This window comes from Agrococcus sp. DT81.2, from assembly GCF_049844935.1.
Lineage (GTDB): Bacteria > Actinomycetota > Actinomycetes > Actinomycetales > Microbacteriaceae > Agrococcus.
On sequence record NZ_JBNCLZ010000004.1, the window covers coordinates 119375 to 134077 of the forward strand.

The window sequence follows — 14703 nt, forward strand, 5'->3', positions numbered from 1 at the left end:
GCGGGTGGCGAGGACGCCTCAGGAGCCGAGCACACTCTTGATGCGCAGCAGCGCGGCCTCGAGCTCATCGCGCACCGTCGCCGCCTTGGCGGTGCTCATGCGCTCGCCCCGGTCGGCGCGGGCCGCGTCGCGCACCTGCTGCCGGAAGTCGGTGAGGGCGAGGTCGATGTCGTGGACCGCCATGCGCGCCGCCGCCTGCTCGGCCGTGTGGGACGCATCCGGGCCCGGCGCGTCCGGGGCCGACGAGGCCGGCCGCGGCCACGGGTTCGAGACCGGGGCGGATGCGTCGTTGCGCGTCGGCACGTCGGGGCGCGTCGGCGCCTCGTGCCACGCCTGCTCCGGCCTCGGGGCGCTCGGCGCGCTGCGGGCCTCGCGCTCGGCCGCGGCGAGGTCGGCCCGCAGCGCCTGCATCGCGCTGCGCACGCCCGCCCTGACGTCGGAGGCCATCCGCCGCACCGAGTCGGTGATCTCGGTCTCGAGCTCGCGCAGCTCGCCCTCCCGGGCGGCGAGCTCGGCTCGGCCGGCGTCGGTGATCTCGTAGGTGGTCTTGCGGCCGTCGGCCGACTTCGTCAGCAGCCCCTCCTCCTCGAGCTTCGCGAGCCGGGGATAGATGGTGCCGGCGCTCGGCGAGTAGGTGCCGCCGAAGCGGTCGCTGAGCGCCTGCATGAGCTCGTAGCCGTGCCGCGGCGCCTCGGCGAGCAGGCTCAGCAGGTAGAGGCGCAGGGCGCCGTGGCCGAAGACGGGGGTCATGCGTCCCTCCGCATCACCGTCACCGAGCCCGAGACGGTGTTGGCGCTCAACGGGAACACGTCCGCGCCGTCGACGACCTCGGAGCCGCCGCGCTTCGGCACGGCCCGCCCGACGATGGTGCCGCGCCCGGAGACGGTGCGGGTGGTGGCGCGCACGCCCTGCCCGGCGTCGAGGCGGACGGTGATGTCGGCCGAGACGGAGTTCACGGTGATGCTGCGGGGCGCGCCGTGCACGTCGAGCAGCACCTCGCCGCTCACCGTGTCGATGCCGAGCTCGGTGAGCTCGCCGGAGGCGGTGACGTTCGCCGAGACGCCGTGCACCGAGAGCCGACCCGCGCCGCCCGACACCTCGATGTCACCCGAGACGGTGTTGAGCTCGAGGTCGCCGCGGTGCGACGCCACCTGGATCGGGCCCGACACCGTGCTGAGGCTCGCTCGCGAGCCGAGGCCCGTGACGAGGGCGGATGCGCTCACCTGGCCGAGCGAGAGCACGACGTGCCGCGGCACGAGGATGCTCAGCTCGACCTTGGCGCGCACGCCCACGAGCGCCTTGACCGACTGCCACACGTCGTCCCAGCTCATCCGCGGGTGCGAGATCGACAGGCGGCCCTGCTCGAGGGTGACGGTGAGGTCGCGACCCTCGACGCGGTGGACCTCGACGCGAGCGGTCGGCTCGTCGTGCGCGACGATGTCGACGCTGCCGCCGACGATGCCGACGCGCAGCGATGTCACCGCGTCGAGGTCGATGACACGGCTCTGCCCCTCGCTGATCGCCCACCGCTCGGTGATCGTGTCCGCCCCCGACGCCGCGGCGCCGGATGCGCTGCGCGGCCTCGTGTCGCCCGTCTCGTGCTGCTGGTCCATGGCTCCTGCTCCCTTGCTGGTCCACTCGCGATATATCGCATCTGCTCCGAGACACGATATATCGCGTGTTCGCGGGAGCGCAAGGCCCTCCTGGAGAAGGGTGAAGAAGCCGGGATGATGGAGCCGCGGCGAGTTTGCGGTACTGAGTTGCGGGTCGCTGAGCGCAGCACCCGCAGATCGGTACAAGGCCGCGCTCAGCGTCCGGGTTGCTGGTACCGCCTTGCGGGTTCCGCCCGACGGGACCCGCAGATCCGTACCGGGGCGCGGGGAACTTCGCGTCCCTGCCGGAATCGCCGGACGCGCGAGCAGCTGGCGCCCCGTGGTACTCAGGAGCGCGGCCGCGCGGGACCCGACGCCTAGCGGCGGTAGTTCGGTGCCTCGACGACCATCTGGATGTCGTGCGGGTGCGACTCCTTCAGGCCGGCTGCCGTGATCTGCACGAAGCGGCCCTTCTGCTGCAGCTCGTCGATCGTGCGCGCGCCGGTGTAGAACATCGACTGCCGCAGGCCGCCGACGAGCTGGTACGCGACCGAGCCGAGCGGCCCGCGGTAGGGCACCTGGCCCTCGATGCCCTCGGCGATCAGCTGCTCGTCGCTCGGAACGTCGGCCTGGAAGTAGCGGTCGCGCGAGTACGAGGTCTTCTTGCCGCGCGTCTGCATCGCGCCGAGCGAGCCCATGCCGCGATACGTCTTGTACTGCTTGCCGTTGACGAGCACGAGGTCGCCCGGGCTCTCGTTCGTGCCGGCGAGCAGCGATCCGAGCATGACCGACGAGCCACCCGCGACGAGCGCCTTCGCGATGTCGCCCGAGTACTGCAGCCCGCCGTCGGCGATGATCGGGATGTCGGAGCCCGCGTCGTGCGCGGCCCGAGCGGCGTCGTAGATGGCCGAGACCTGGGGCACGCCGACGCCGGAGACGACGCGCGTCGTGCAGATGGAGCCCGGTCCGACGCCGACCTTCACGGCATCCACGCCCGCCTCGATGAGCGCCGCGGCGCCCTCGTAGGTCGCGACGTTGCCGCCGATGATGTCGATCCCCTCGAATCGCTCGTCGCCCTTGAGCCGCGCGACCATGTCGAGCACGCCCTGGCTCTCGCCGTTGGCGGTGTCGACGACGATCACGTCGACGCCCGCCTCCGCGAGCGCCACCGCGCGGTCGAACGCGTCGCCGAAGAAGCCGATCGCCGCGCCCACGCGCAGGCGGCCCTGCGGATCCTTCGTCGCGTTCGGGTACTGCTCGACCTTGTCGAAGTCCTTGACGGTGATGAGGCCGCCCAGGCGACCCTCGTCGTCGATGAGCGGCAGCTTCTCGAGCTTCGTCTCGTGGAAGATCGCGAACGCGTCCTCGCGGGAGATGCCGACCTTCGCCGTCTTGAGCGGCGCGGGCGTCATGACGTCGCGCACGAGCGTCGTCGCGAACTCCTCGCGCGGGACGAAGCGCATGTCGCGGTTGGTGACGATGCCGACGAGCACACCGTCGGCGTCGACCACCGGCAGGCCGGAGATCTTGAACTCGCCGCAGATGCGGTCGACATCCTCGATCGTCGCGTCGGCGTGGGTCGTGAGCGGGTCGGTGATCATGCCCGACTCCGACCGCTTCACGCGGTCGACCATCGCCGCCTGGTCGGCGACCGAGAGGTTGCGGTGCACGATGCCGATGCCACCCTGGCGGGCCATCGCGATCGCCATCCGGTCCTCGGTCACCGTGTCCATCGCACTCGAGACGAGCGGGATGGCCAGCCGGATGTTCCGCGACAGCCGGGTGCCCGTGTCGGCCTCGCTGGGGATCACATCGGTGCGGCCCGGGAGCAGCATCACGTCGTCGTAGGTCAGGCCGATCGGGCCGAACGGGTTGCGCATCTCCATCGCTCTCATCGTATCTATTCGGTAACGGTCGTGCGGCATCCGCATGAAGAAGCACACAAGAGACCGGAAAGTGGACGGGGGCGGCTCGTGCGGCCGCTACTGTTTCACCACCGATGTAACGGGCATCATGCGCACCGCATTCCCTTGTGCCTGCGCAGCCCCACAGCATGGAGGACATGTGAAGACGTCCAGCAGACCGCGACGGAGCGGGCTGCGGCGAGTGATCGCCGTCGCCCTGGCCGTCATGGGCATGGTGGCGGGTGGTGCGACCGCGGTCGCGGCCGCGCCCCTGTCCCTGACCGAGCAGCCGGCCCCCTACAACTTCAACGGCATCATCCGGGACGGGCAGACGCCCCTCGAGGGGGTCGAGATCACCGTCACCGGCAACGGCGTCGACGAGACCGTCGCCACGGGTGCCGATGGCCGCTGGGTCGTCGGGGTGCCTGCACAGGGCACGTACACGGTCGCGATCGACACGTCGACGCTCCCCGAGGGCGTCACGCTGCGGGACCCCTCCTTCGAGAGCCGGGAGCTCGAGATCAGCACGTCGACGTCGGTCGGTGTGCTGTTCCCGTTCGGCGCACCCGCAGGCGGCGGGGGCGGAGACGGCGGCACGGGCGGCGAAGCGACGCCCGCGCCGGGCGCGGAGCCCGGCGCCGGCACCGGCGCAGGCGCGACATCGAACGACTTCGGGTCGCAGGTGCTCGCTCGCCTCATCTCAGGCCTCGGCTTCGGCCTGCTGCTCGCGCTCGCGGCGATCGGCATCACGCTGATCTTCGGCACCACCGGCGTCAACAACTTCGCGCACGGCGAGCTGCTGACCTTCGGCGGCATCATCTTCTACTTCACCACCACGGTGGCGAACTGGCCGGTCTGGATCGCCATCATCGCCACGCTCGTCGCCTCGGCAGCGTTCGGCTGGTTCCACGACTGGGGCATCTTCAAGCCGCTGCGTCGACGTCGCGTCGGCCTCGTGCAGGTGCTGATCGTCACGATCGGCCTGTCGATCGCGCTCCGCTACTTCTTCCAGTTCCTGATCGGCGGCGGCATCGAGGGCCTCTCGGTCGATCGCGGCGCGGTCGTGCAGGTCGGCCCCGTCGCGATGACGACGTCGAACATCGTGAGCACGGCGATCGCCATCGTCGTGCTGGCGGCCGTCGGATGGTTCCTCACCAGCACACGCATCGGCAAGGCGACGCGAGCGGTGAGCGACAACGCGAGCCTCGCGGCTGCATCCGGCATCGACGTCGACCGCGTGATCCGCATCGTCTGGGTGCTCGCGGGCATCCTGACCGGCGGCGCAGGCATCCTCTACACCTACTTCATCGGCGCGAACATCAAGTGGGACATGGGCTTCACCATCCTGCTGCTGCTGTTCGCCGGCGTGACGCTCGGTGGCCTCGGCAGTGCGTTCGGCGCGCTCGTCGGTGCCGTGATCATCGGCATCGTCACCGAGCTGTCGACCCTCTTCCTCGCACCGGACCTGCGCTACGCGGTGGCGCTGCTGGTGCTCATCCTCGTGCTCCTGTTCCGACCGCAGGGCATCCTCGGTCGCCGGGAAAGGATCGGCTGACATGGACTTCCTCGCAATCTTCAACAACGCGGCGGGCGAGATCCTGTCGCCGACCACGGCGGCGTTCGCGCTCGCCACGATCGGCCTCAACATCCACTTCGGCTACTCGGGCCTGCTGAACTTCGGCCAGGCGGGCTTCATGGCCGTCGGCGCCTACGCCTTCGCGATCTTCACGATCATGGCCGACCCGACGGCGACGCTCGGCTGGCCGGTGTGGCTGTCGTTCCTCTCGGCGGTGCTCGTCTCGATCCTCGCCGCGGTGGTCTTCGGCCTCATCCTCGGCATCCCGACCCTGCGCCTGCGCGGCGACTACCTCGCGATCGTGACGATCGCGGCGGCGGAGATCATCCGCTTCACCGTCAGGACGCAGGACCTCACCGCCGTCACGGGCGGCTCGCAGGGCCTCACCGGTGCCAGCTACAAGGGCGACATCGAGGCGCTCAACCCGCTCACCGGCAGCACCTACGGCTTCGGCCCGTGGACGGCGACCGCGTACGACACATGGATCCGCATCATCGCGTGGTCGATCGTGATCGTCGCGCTCATCCTCGTGTGGCTGCTCATGCGCAGCCCGTGGGGCCGGGTCATCAAGGGCATCCGCGAGGACGAGGACGCCGTCCGCTCGCTCGGCAAGAACGTCTACTCATACAAGATGCAGGCGCTCGTGCTCGGCGGATCGATGGGCGCGCTCGCCGGCGTGCTCTTCGTGCTGCCGCGCGCTGTCCAGCCCGACAACTTCGCGACCACGCTGACGTTCTACATCTGGACGGCGCTGCTGCTCGGCGGCGCGGCCACGGTGTTCGGGCCGCTGCTCGGCTCCGTGCTCTTCTGGGTGCTGCTGTCGCTCACCGGCGGCATCATCGTCGGGCTGCACTCCATCGGTGCGTTCGGCGACATGACCGCGACACAGGCCGGCCAGCTGCGCTTCGTGATCGTCGGCCTCGCCCTCATGGCGCTCGTGGTCTTCCGACCACAGGGCATCCTCGGCAATAAGAAGGAGCTGTCGTTCAATGTCTGAGACGACCACGCCCCCCACAACGCATGCCCTCGTCGACGGGGAGGTCGGACCGGGCTGCAAGAAGGTCGACCCGATCGTCGTCGCCGACGGCGTCGTCCGTCAGTTCGGCGGCCTCACCGCCGTCGACGTCGAGCACCTCGAGATCCCGCGCGGCATGATCACGGCGCTGATCGGCCCGAACGGCGCCGGCAAGACGACGTTCTTCAACCTGCTCACCGGCTTCGACCGCCCGAACAAGGGCTCGTGGTCCTTCGAGGGCCAGTCGCTCGCCCACGTGCCCAGCCACAAGGTGGCGCGACGCGGCATGGTGCGCACGTTCCAGCTGACGAAGTCGCTCGGCCGCCTCACCGTGCTGCAGAACATGCTGCTCGGCGCCCGCGACCAGCGCGGCGAGGGGCTGTTCGCGGCCCTCGTGCGGCCGCTGTGGAAGGCGCAGGAGCAGGCCAACACCGAGCGCGCCGACAACCTGCTCGCCCGGTTCAAGCTCGACACGAAGCGCGAGGACTACGCGGCATCGCTGTCGGGCGGCCAGCGCAAGCTGCTCGAGATGGCGCGAGCACTCATGAGCCAGCCGACGCTCGTCATGCTCGACGAGCCCATGGCCGGCGTGAACCCCGCGCTCACGCAGTCGCTCCTCGACCATGTGCGCGGCCTGAAGGACGACGGCATGACCGTGCTGTTCGTCGAGCACGACATGCACATGGTGCGCCACATCTCCGACTGGGTGATCGTGATGGCCGAGGGGAAGGTGGTCGCCGAGGGTCCGCCCGCGACGATCATGCAGAACAAGGCCGTCGTCGACGCCTACCTCGGTGCGCACCACGACACCGACCTCGGCACCCTCACGAACCAGCAGGTCGCGCAGATCCACGAGGCCGCCGAGGAGGAGGTGCCGATCGACCCCGACGCTCCCGATGACGGCGCATCCACCGGCGGCGCGACCGTGGCGCCGAGGGATGCGTCCGAAGCCCGAGCCACGGACGCCGACGGCCAGGAGGCACAGCGATGACCACGACGGGAAGCACGAGCGCGACGACACCGGTGCTCGAGACGAAGGAGCTCATCGCCGGCTACCTGCCCGGCGTCAACATCCTCAACGGCTGCTCGATCGTCGCCAATCAGGGCGACCTCATCGGGATCATCGGCCCGAACGGCGCGGGCAAGTCGACGCTGCTCAAGGCCGTCTTCGGGCAGGTGAACATCCGCGAGGGCAGCGTGCTGCTGAACGGCGACGACATCACCGGGCTCAAGGCCGACAAGCTGGTCGGCAAGGGCGTCGGCATGGTGCCGCAGAACAACAACGTGTTCCCCTCGCTCACCATCGAGGAGAACCTCGAGATGGGCCTGTTCCAGCAGCCCAAGATGTTCAAGGAGCGCTTCGAGTTCGTGGGCGCGCTCTTCCCCGAGCTCGTCAAGCGGCGCCGGCAGCGCGCAGGCAGCCTCTCCGGCGGCGAGCGCCAGATGGTCGCGATGGGCCGGGCGCTCATGATGGACCCCGCGGTGCTGCTGCTCGACGAGCCGAGCGCCGGACTGAGCCCCGTGCGGCAGGACGAGACGTTCCTGCGCGTCGCGGAGATCAACAGCCACGGCGTGACGATCGTCATGGTCGAGCAGAACGCGCGCCGCTGCCTGCAGATCGCCCACCGCGCCTACGTGCTCGACCAGGGCAAGGACGCGTACACGGGCACAGGCCGCGAGATGCTGAACGACCCGAAGGTCATCCAGCTCTACCTCGGCACGCTCGCCACCGACGTCGAGGACAAGGCGCGCACAGAGTCGCAGACGGTGCAGCCGCCTGCCGAGTAGCCGCAGCGACGACGAAGGGCCCCGCGGGAGCGGGGCCCTTCGTCGTGGGGCGCCAAGCGTCGTCCCCAAGCGGAGCCGGGGCTTGCTCGCAGCGCCCGCGGCGTCGCGGCGGGACAGCTCGCGTGGCGCTCGCTCCGGCCGGCACACGAAGAGGGCCCCGCCGAAGCGGGGCCCTCTCGTGTCGTTCCGTCAGCTCACTCGACGAGCGAACCGAACTCCGTCTTCACGAAGGTGTACTTGTTGTCGGCGCCGTACTGGTAGATGCCGATGAACGCCTCGGTCGGGTCGCCGACGTCGTCGAACGTGACGGGGCCGGATGCACCGTCGTAGTCGATGTCCTCGCCCTCCTCGAGCAGCGCGAGGCAGTCCGCGATGGTCGTGCACTTCTCACCATCGCGCGAGACCGACTGCAGGTTGTCGCGGATCGTGATGGGGTCGGCGCTGCCGCCCTGCACCGCGGCGAGCGCTGCCAGCACGACAGCGTCGTACGACTCCGGGCCGTAGGAGAAGTCCTCGAGGTCGGGGTTGATCTCGAGCATGCGGTCCTGGAACGTGTCGTCCGCCTGGTTGCCCGGCAGCGTGCCGTACGCGCCGGTCAGGGTGCCCTCGGGGAACGTGTAGCTGTTCGAGAGGCTGCCGTCGACGAAGTACATGCCGGTGGACGGGAACCCGGCCGTCACGAGCTCAGGGACGATCTGCTGGGTCTCGGCGAACGCGAGGATCGCGATGGCGTCCGGTCCGCCTGCGACGAGCTCCGCGACCTGCGACCCGAGGTTCGAGTCGCCCGGGTTGTAGAGGACGCTGCCGGTGACGGTGCCGCCAGCTTCCTCGAACGTCTCGGTGACATAGCCCTCGAGCCCCGTGCCGTACGGGTCGTTCAGCGTGACGAAGCCGACCGACGTCGCGCCGTTCGCGAGCATCTGGTTCGCGAGCACGCGGCCCTGCAGCAGGTCGTTCGGCGCGGTGCGCCAGTAGAACCCGTCGTCCTCGTAGTCGATGAAGTCGGACGCCGTGTTCGCCGGCGAGATCTGCACGACCTGCGCGTCGATCAGGCGGTCGATGAACGTGAGCGACACGCCGGAGGACGCGGCGCCGATGATCGTGTCGGCGCCGAGCCCGATGAGCTCGTCGGCCGACTGCGTCGCGATGTCGGTCGTCGTGTCGCCCGAGTCGCGGTGCTCGACGGTGATGTCGAACTCGAACCCGGCCTCCTCGAGCTCCTTGGCCGCGAGGTCGATGCCCGCGAACTCGGGCGGGCCGAGGATCGCGAGGTTGCCCGTCTGGGGCAGGATCGAGCCGACGACGAAGGACGTGTCGGTCTCGCCGCCCCCCTCCGTCGGGCCGGCCGAGGTGCCGGCGGATCCGGACGGGGCGGGCGTGCCGCCACCGGCGCAGGCCGCGAGCAGCAGGATGCCGGCGGTTGCGGCGCCGAGGGCCGCGGCACGACGGGGGTGCTGCCCCTTGGTGCGAAGGAAGGACTGCATTGTGCTCCTATGTTCCTCTGGGAGGACGCGTGCTGGTACGCGCGTTGGCACAACAGTAGGCGAGGGCCGCGCGAAAATCGGCCGTTCCGCGTTACGTCCTGGTAACGGTCTTGGCGCACACGACCCGCACTGTAGGAGTCCTGCGCCAGTCCTGAGCCGTCCTCAAGTCAAGCGGCGGTAGGGCTCTGCCACGGCGTCTCAGCGAGGCCGCGGTACCGTTGCCGCCACGACGAGAGGGAGCCATGGGGCTGTTCGGAGACAGGGAAGCACCGCGGGACGCGCTCCGCGTGCCGGTCGCGACGCCGTCGGTCTGGGGCGACAGCTTCGGCCGGTTCGCCACGAGGGCGCTGCAGGGCATCATCGTCGTCGTCGCGGTCGCGGGCCTCGTCTTCGCGATGACCCAGCTGACGCTCGTGATGATCCCGGTGACGATCGCGCTCATCCTCGCATCCGCCTTCGCTCCGGCGATGCGCTGGATGCGGCGGAGGGGCGTGCCGAGCGCGCTCGCGACCGCCATCGCGCTGCTCGCGATCGTCGCTGTGCTCAGCGCCGTCGGGTGGCTCATCGTCAACGCCGTGCGGTCGCAGCTCGACGATCTCGTCGCGCAGGCGTCGGAGGGCATCGACAGGGTGATCGAGTGGGTCTCCACGCTGCCGTTCGCGCCGACGGCGGAGCAGATCCAGCAGGGCCGCGACGCGATCATCGACTTCCTCACGAGCGCCCAGTTCGGCTCGGGCGCCCTCGCCGGTGTGAGCGCCGCCGCGAACTTCCTCACCGGCTTCGCGCTCATGGTGGTCGTCCTGTTCTTCTTCCTCAAGGACGGGCCCGCGATCTGGGAGTTCATGCTGCGCCCGTTCGAGGGCGAGCGATACGCGCGTGGCAAGCGCATCGGAGAGAAGACGGTCGAGACGCTCGGCGGCTATGTGCGCGGCACCGCGCTCATCGCGGCGGTGGACGCGGTCGGCATCGGCCTCGTGCTCGCCTTCGCGCAGGTGCCCCTCGCCCTGCCGCTCGCGGTGCTGGTCTTCCTGCTCGCGTTCGTGCCGCTCGTCGGCGCGACCGTCGCAGGCGCGCTCGCGACGCTCGTCGCGCTCGTCGCCAACGGCGAGGTCGTCGCGCTGATCGTCCTCGGTGCGGTCATCCTCGTCAACCAGCTCGAGGGCAACTTCCTCCAGCCCGTCGTCATGGGCAGGTCGCTGCGCCTCCACGCGTTGGTCGTCCTCATCGCCCTCACGATCGGCACCGTGCTCGGCGGCATCGTCGGCGCGGTGCTGTCGGTGCCGATCGCCGCGGTCGCGTGGGGCATCGTGCAGGTCTGGGACGGCCATGACAGGCCGGCGCGGATGTTCCGGCAGAAGCGGCCGGAGGTCGCGTAGCGGCGTCGCGCGGGCGTCAGGCCGCGGGTGCCACGCGGGGCCGTCGCATGCGGCGGCCGAGCAGGTCGACCGAGACGAGCGCGAGCGACGCCCACACGAGCGCGAAGCCGATCCAGCGCTCGAGCGGCATGGGCTCCAGCATCACGAAGGCGCCGAAGAGGAACGAGATGATCGGCGCGAGGTACTGCGTGAACGCGAGCGCGGTGAGCGAGATGCGGCGCGCTGCGGACGCGAAGGCGAGCAGCGGGATGGCGGTGACGAGGCCGATGCCGGCGGTGGCCCAGATGCCGGCCGCGCCGTTGGCACCCACCGTCACGCCGTTGATGCTGATGGCGACGGCGAGCATCACGAGCGACGCGGGCAGTGCGGCGACGGTCTCGACGGTGAAGCCCGATAGCGCATCCACGGATCCGCCGACGCGCTTCTTGATGAGGCCGTAGACGCCGAAGGAGAGCGCGACGGTCAAACCGATCCACGGCACCTCGCCGTAGCCGATGATCATCACGAGCACGCCCACGGCGCCGAGCCCGACCGCGACCCACTGCGCGCGCCGGAGCCGCTCGCCCAGGAAGAGCACCGCGAGCACGACGCTCACGAGCGGGTTGAGGAAGTAGCCGAGGCTCGTCTCGAGCACCTTGTCGGCGAGCACCCCGACGATGAACGCCGTCCAGTTGATGAGCACGGCGTTGCCCGCGATCACGAGCGTCCAGGTGTCGCGCCGGCTGCGGAGGATGCCGCGCAGCCGACCCCAGCCGCGCGTCATCGCGACGAGGGCGAACGCGACGGCGACCGACGCGATGACGCGCCAGCCGATCAGCTCGAAGCCGTCGATCCCCTTCGTCAGCTGGAGGTAGACGGGCACGACGCCCCAGAACGCGTACGCGAAGACGGCGTACCAGAGGCCGGACCTCGTGCGCTGCTCGCTCATCGCTGCTCCTGGGAAGAACGAAGACGGCGCCCCCAGCAGGGGGCGCCGCCGACTGGGTCGGTGGAGCGTCAGCGCTCGACGATGGCGAGCACGTCGCGTGCCGAGAGCACGAGGTACTCGTCGGCGCCGAACTTCACCTCGGTGCCGCCGTACTTGGAGTACAGCACCTTGTCGCCGACGGCGACATCGATCGGGACACGGTTGCCGTTGTCGTCGATGCGACCGGGGCCGACCGCCACGACCTCGCCCTCCTGGGGCTTCTCCTTGGCGGTGTCAGGGATGACGAGACCGCTCGCGGTCGTCGTCTCTGCCTCGACCTGCTTGATGACGATGCGGTCCTCGAGCGGCTTGATGGAAACCGACACGGTTGCCTCTTTCTTGTCAGACTCTGGGGCGCGTCCGAACCTGTCGGACGCCAGGGCAAGCCTAGGCGGTCGATTGGCACTCGGTCAACATGAGTGCCAATCGGTGCTCGCCGCGGCGGCCGCGCTCGCCGCCGCGACGGTGATTGACTGGAGCGATGGACGCCGAAGAGCTGCGACTGCTGCTGTCGAGGGACGGCCTCGCGCTGCTCGAGCGCGTCGAGGTGCAGGTCGACGACCGCTCCGACGTCGTGCGCGAGGTGGCACGGCTGCGCGCCGAGGGCCACGACCCGGCGCTCGTGACCGCGGTGCTGTCGCAGGCGAGGCTGCGACGGCGCGCCCGCGCGAAGTTCGGCGAGTTCGCCAGCGAGCTGCTCTTCACCGAGGCGGGCCTCGAGCAGGCGACTCGGCTGCGCGTGGCAGCGCACCACGCCGGCCGGATGCGTCGGGCCGGCATCGTCTCGGTGGCCGACCTCGGCTGCGGCATCGGCGCCGACGCGCTCGCCTTCGCGACGCTCGGGCTCGAGGTGACGGCCGTGGAGCGCGACGAGGTCACGGCGGCGATCGCCGCCTTCAACCTCGCCGCGTGGCACGCGACGGTGCTGCACGGCGACGCGCTCGAGACCGCGGTGGACGCCGAGGCGCTCTGGTTCGACCCCGCTCGCCGCGACGGCGCTCGGCGGCTGAACGACCCTGCCGACTGGTCCCCCGCGCTCGACGCGGTGTTCGCCCGCGCGGCGGCACACTCGTCCGGCGTGAAGCTCGCGCCGGGCATCGATCGCGGCCTGCTGCCGATGGATGCGGAGCACCAGTGGGTCACGGACGGCTTGGAGACGGTCGAGACGGTCGTCTGGACCGGCGCGCTCGCGCGGCCGAGCGTCGCCCGCAGCGCGCTCGTGCTCACCGACGGCGGGGCGGCGGAGCTCACGGGCGACGCGAGCCACCCGGAGCCCGGCCCGCTCGGGGAGTGGCTCTACGAGCCCGCGGGCGCCGTGATCCGCGCCGAGCTCATCGGTGCGCTCGCGGAGCGGCTCTCCGCCAGGAGCGTCAGCCCGGGCCTCGCCTACCTCACGGGCGACAGCCTCGTCGAGACGCCGCTCGTGCAGGCGTTCCGGGTGCGCGAGACGCTGCCGCTCGACGAGCGGAGGATCGCGCAGCGGATGCGGGAGCTGGGCATCGGCGACCTCGAGATCAAGAAGCGCGGCGCCGACGTCGACCCCGCGGCGCTCCGCAAGCGGCTGAAGCTCAAGGGCGACGGCCGGGCGACGCTCATCGCGACACGGGTCGGTGGCAGGCACCGCGCGATCCTGGCCGACCGCCCCTAGCACTGCGACCCGGCGGCTGCTCGCCGGCGCTCCTCAGCCCGCGAGCAGCCTCGGCAGTTCGGGCAGCCAGACCGTCGCCGCGATGATGAGCAGGATCGCGGCGATCACCACGCCGAGCGATGCCACGACGACCGCGATCAGCGGCCACGGACGCTCGGCGGGACGCCGGCGCATCGCGACCGCACCGCAGGCCACGCCCGCCGCCGCGACGGGCAGCCCGACGCCGCTCACCATCGCGAGCGCGAGCCCGAGCGCAGCGAGGATGAGCGACACCACCGTGAGGTCGCTCAGCCGCGGACGCGCCCGCTCCTCGGAGGAGCGCGCCTCCTGCGGCGAGCGACCGGTCACACGTTGAGCGAGTAGTACTCGATCCACTGGACGAGGCGGACCGCGTTGATGATCGAGAGCACGAGCGAGAGGATGGTCGCGACACCGCCGACGATCGCCGCGACGAGCGGCCAGGGCTTGGCCTCGGGGTTCTTGCGCATGGCGACGAAGCCGAGGATGCAGCCGATGAGCGCCGGCAGGAAGCCCAGGCCGAACACGAACGAGAGCACGAGGCCGAGGCCCGACAGCACGAGCGCCCAGACGGTGAGCGGCTTGAGCCGCTTCTCGCCTGGCTGGGCGAAGCCGGGCTGCGAGTAGCCCGCGAGCGCGGGGTCGCCGTAGCCGGTCTGCTGGCCGTAGCCGGCCTGCTGGCCGTACGCGGGCTGCTGCCCGTAGGCGGGCTGGCCGTAGCCCTGGTCCGCCGGTGCGGACGCCTGGTACGCGGGCTGCTCGCCGTATCCCGGCTGGCCGTATGCCGGCTGCTGGCCGTACCCCGGCTGCTGCCCGTATGCGGGCTGCTCCCCGTACGCCGGCTGGCCGTAGGCCGGCTGTCCGTAGCCCTGGTCGGCCGGCGCCGATGCCTGGCCGTAGCCGGGCTGCTGCGGGCCGGGCTGCTGCAAGCCGGGCTGCTGGGAGTACGGCTGCTGCTGACCGTAGGCGGGCGCGCTGGCGCCATTGCCCTGGGACGCGTCCGGTCCCTGGCCGTAGGCCGGTGCCGCCGCCTGCGCCTGGCCGTACGAGGGTGCCTCGCCGTACCCTGGCTGCTCACCGAACGAGGGTGCCGTCTGAGCCGCGGGCGCCTGGCCGAACGACGGCGACTGCTCCGGCTGCTGACCGAAGTCCGCGGTGGGCTGGGCGCCGTCAGGGGCATCGCCCGAGGCGGCGCCGTCCTGCTCGGGCCGGCGGAAACGGCCCTCGGCCGGGTACTGGTCGCTCACGGGATCCTCCTTGCGATGCGCCTGCTGCGCGAGCACCACCGTATCCTGCCGGAGCGCGGCTGAACCTGCATCCCGGGCCGGGCCAGCC

General features: G+C 70.8%; 14 protein-coding genes. 6 read left to right on the plus strand and 8 right to left on the minus strand.

Annotation, left to right across the window (positions count from 1 at the left end; translation table 11 throughout):
* Positions 1 to 18 precede the first annotated feature (18 nt).
* The 3 genes from ACLQ21_RS09180 to guaB all read right to left on the minus strand — a co-directional run bounded on the left by ACLQ21_RS09180 (position 19) and on the right by guaB (position 3478).
* On the minus strand, positions 19 to 750 hold the full coding sequence (locus ACLQ21_RS09180) for a PadR family transcriptional regulator (RefSeq protein ID WP_425663021.1): 732 nt from the start codon (positions 748 to 750) through the stop codon (positions 19 to 21).
* Entirely contained in the window at positions 747 to 1613 is an 867-nt protein-coding gene (locus ACLQ21_RS09185) for a DUF4097 family beta strand repeat-containing protein (protein WP_425663023.1), read from the minus strand. Before ACLQ21_RS09185 ends, ACLQ21_RS09180 begins: the two co-directional genes overlap by 4 nt.
* A gap of 356 nt (positions 1614 to 1969) precedes the next feature.
* Entirely contained in the window at positions 1970 to 3478 is a 1509-nt protein-coding gene (gene guaB, locus ACLQ21_RS09190; RefSeq protein ID WP_425663025.1) for an IMP dehydrogenase, read from the minus strand.
* Positions 3479 to 3698: 220 nt separating this feature from the next.
* Between guaB and ACLQ21_RS09195 the strand changes: the two genes are divergently transcribed.
* From ACLQ21_RS09195 to ACLQ21_RS09210, 4 genes are read left to right on the plus strand one after another with little or no spacing between them, the layout of a single operon-like run.
* On the plus strand, positions 3699 to 5051 hold the full coding sequence (locus ACLQ21_RS09195) for a branched-chain amino acid ABC transporter permease (RefSeq protein WP_425663027.1): 1353 nt from the start codon (positions 3699 to 3701) through the stop codon (positions 5049 to 5051).
* Position 5052: 1 nt separating this feature from the next.
* The gene (locus ACLQ21_RS09200) at positions 5053 to 6069 is read left to right on the plus strand and encodes a branched-chain amino acid ABC transporter permease (protein ID WP_425663029.1); all 1017 of its coding nucleotides are present in this window, start codon (positions 5053 to 5055) and stop codon (positions 6067 to 6069) included.
* Entirely contained in the window at positions 6062 to 7078 is a 1017-nt protein-coding gene (locus ACLQ21_RS09205; RefSeq protein ID WP_425663031.1) for an ABC transporter ATP-binding protein, read from the plus strand. Before ACLQ21_RS09200 ends, ACLQ21_RS09205 begins: the two co-directional genes overlap by 8 nt.
* Positions 7075 to 7875, plus strand: a complete 801-nt coding sequence (locus ACLQ21_RS09210; RefSeq protein WP_425663033.1) for an ABC transporter ATP-binding protein — start codon at positions 7075 to 7077, stop codon at positions 7873 to 7875. The genes ACLQ21_RS09205 and ACLQ21_RS09210 overlap by 4 nt, the downstream gene beginning before the upstream one ends.
* 194 nt (positions 7876 to 8069) lie before the next feature.
* Here the strand turns inward: ACLQ21_RS09210 and ACLQ21_RS09215 are convergent, their stop codons facing one another.
* Positions 8070 to 9359, minus strand: a complete 1290-nt coding sequence (locus ACLQ21_RS09215) for an ABC transporter substrate-binding protein (RefSeq protein WP_425663035.1) — start codon at positions 9357 to 9359, stop codon at positions 8070 to 8072.
* A gap of 242 nt (positions 9360 to 9601) precedes the next feature.
* On the opposite strand from ACLQ21_RS09215, the gene ACLQ21_RS09220 reads away from it, so the two are divergent.
* The gene (locus tag ACLQ21_RS09220) at positions 9602 to 10735 is read left to right on the plus strand and encodes an AI-2E family transporter (RefSeq protein ID WP_425663037.1); all 1134 of its coding nucleotides are present in this window, start codon (positions 9602 to 9604) and stop codon (positions 10733 to 10735) included.
* A 16-nt stretch (positions 10736 to 10751) separates the two neighbouring features.
* Here the strand turns inward: ACLQ21_RS09220 and rarD are convergent, their stop codons facing one another.
* Both rarD and groES read right to left on the minus strand, forming a co-directional pair.
* Complete coding sequence (rarD, locus tag ACLQ21_RS09225) at positions 10752 to 11663, minus strand: EamA family transporter RarD (protein ID WP_425663038.1); 912 nt, start codon at positions 11661 to 11663, stop codon at positions 10752 to 10754.
* 68 nt (positions 11664 to 11731) lie between these two features.
* Complete coding sequence (gene groES / locus ACLQ21_RS09230; RefSeq protein ID WP_123697098.1) at positions 11732 to 12028, minus strand: co-chaperone GroES; 297 nt, start codon at positions 12026 to 12028, stop codon at positions 11732 to 11734.
* A 155-nt stretch (positions 12029 to 12183) separates the two neighbouring features.
* Here groES and ACLQ21_RS09235 point away from each other — a divergent pair, with 155 nt between their 5' ends.
* A complete protein-coding gene (locus ACLQ21_RS09235) occupies positions 12184 to 13350 on the plus strand; it encodes a THUMP-like domain-containing protein (protein ID WP_425663040.1) in 1167 nt (388 codons plus the stop codon).
* 33 nt (positions 13351 to 13383) lie between these two features.
* On the opposite strand, the gene ACLQ21_RS09240 is transcribed toward ACLQ21_RS09235, so the two are convergent.
* Both ACLQ21_RS09240 and ACLQ21_RS09245 read right to left on the minus strand, forming a co-directional pair.
* Entirely contained in the window at positions 13384 to 13698 is a 315-nt protein-coding gene (locus ACLQ21_RS09240) for a hypothetical protein (protein ID WP_425663041.1), read from the minus strand.
* Positions 13695 to 14615, minus strand: coding sequence for a hypothetical protein (locus tag ACLQ21_RS09245; RefSeq protein WP_425663043.1), 921 nt, complete (start codon positions 14613 to 14615; stop codon positions 13695 to 13697). Before ACLQ21_RS09245 ends, ACLQ21_RS09240 begins: the two co-directional genes overlap by 4 nt.
* Positions 14616 to 14703 lie beyond the last annotated feature (88 nt).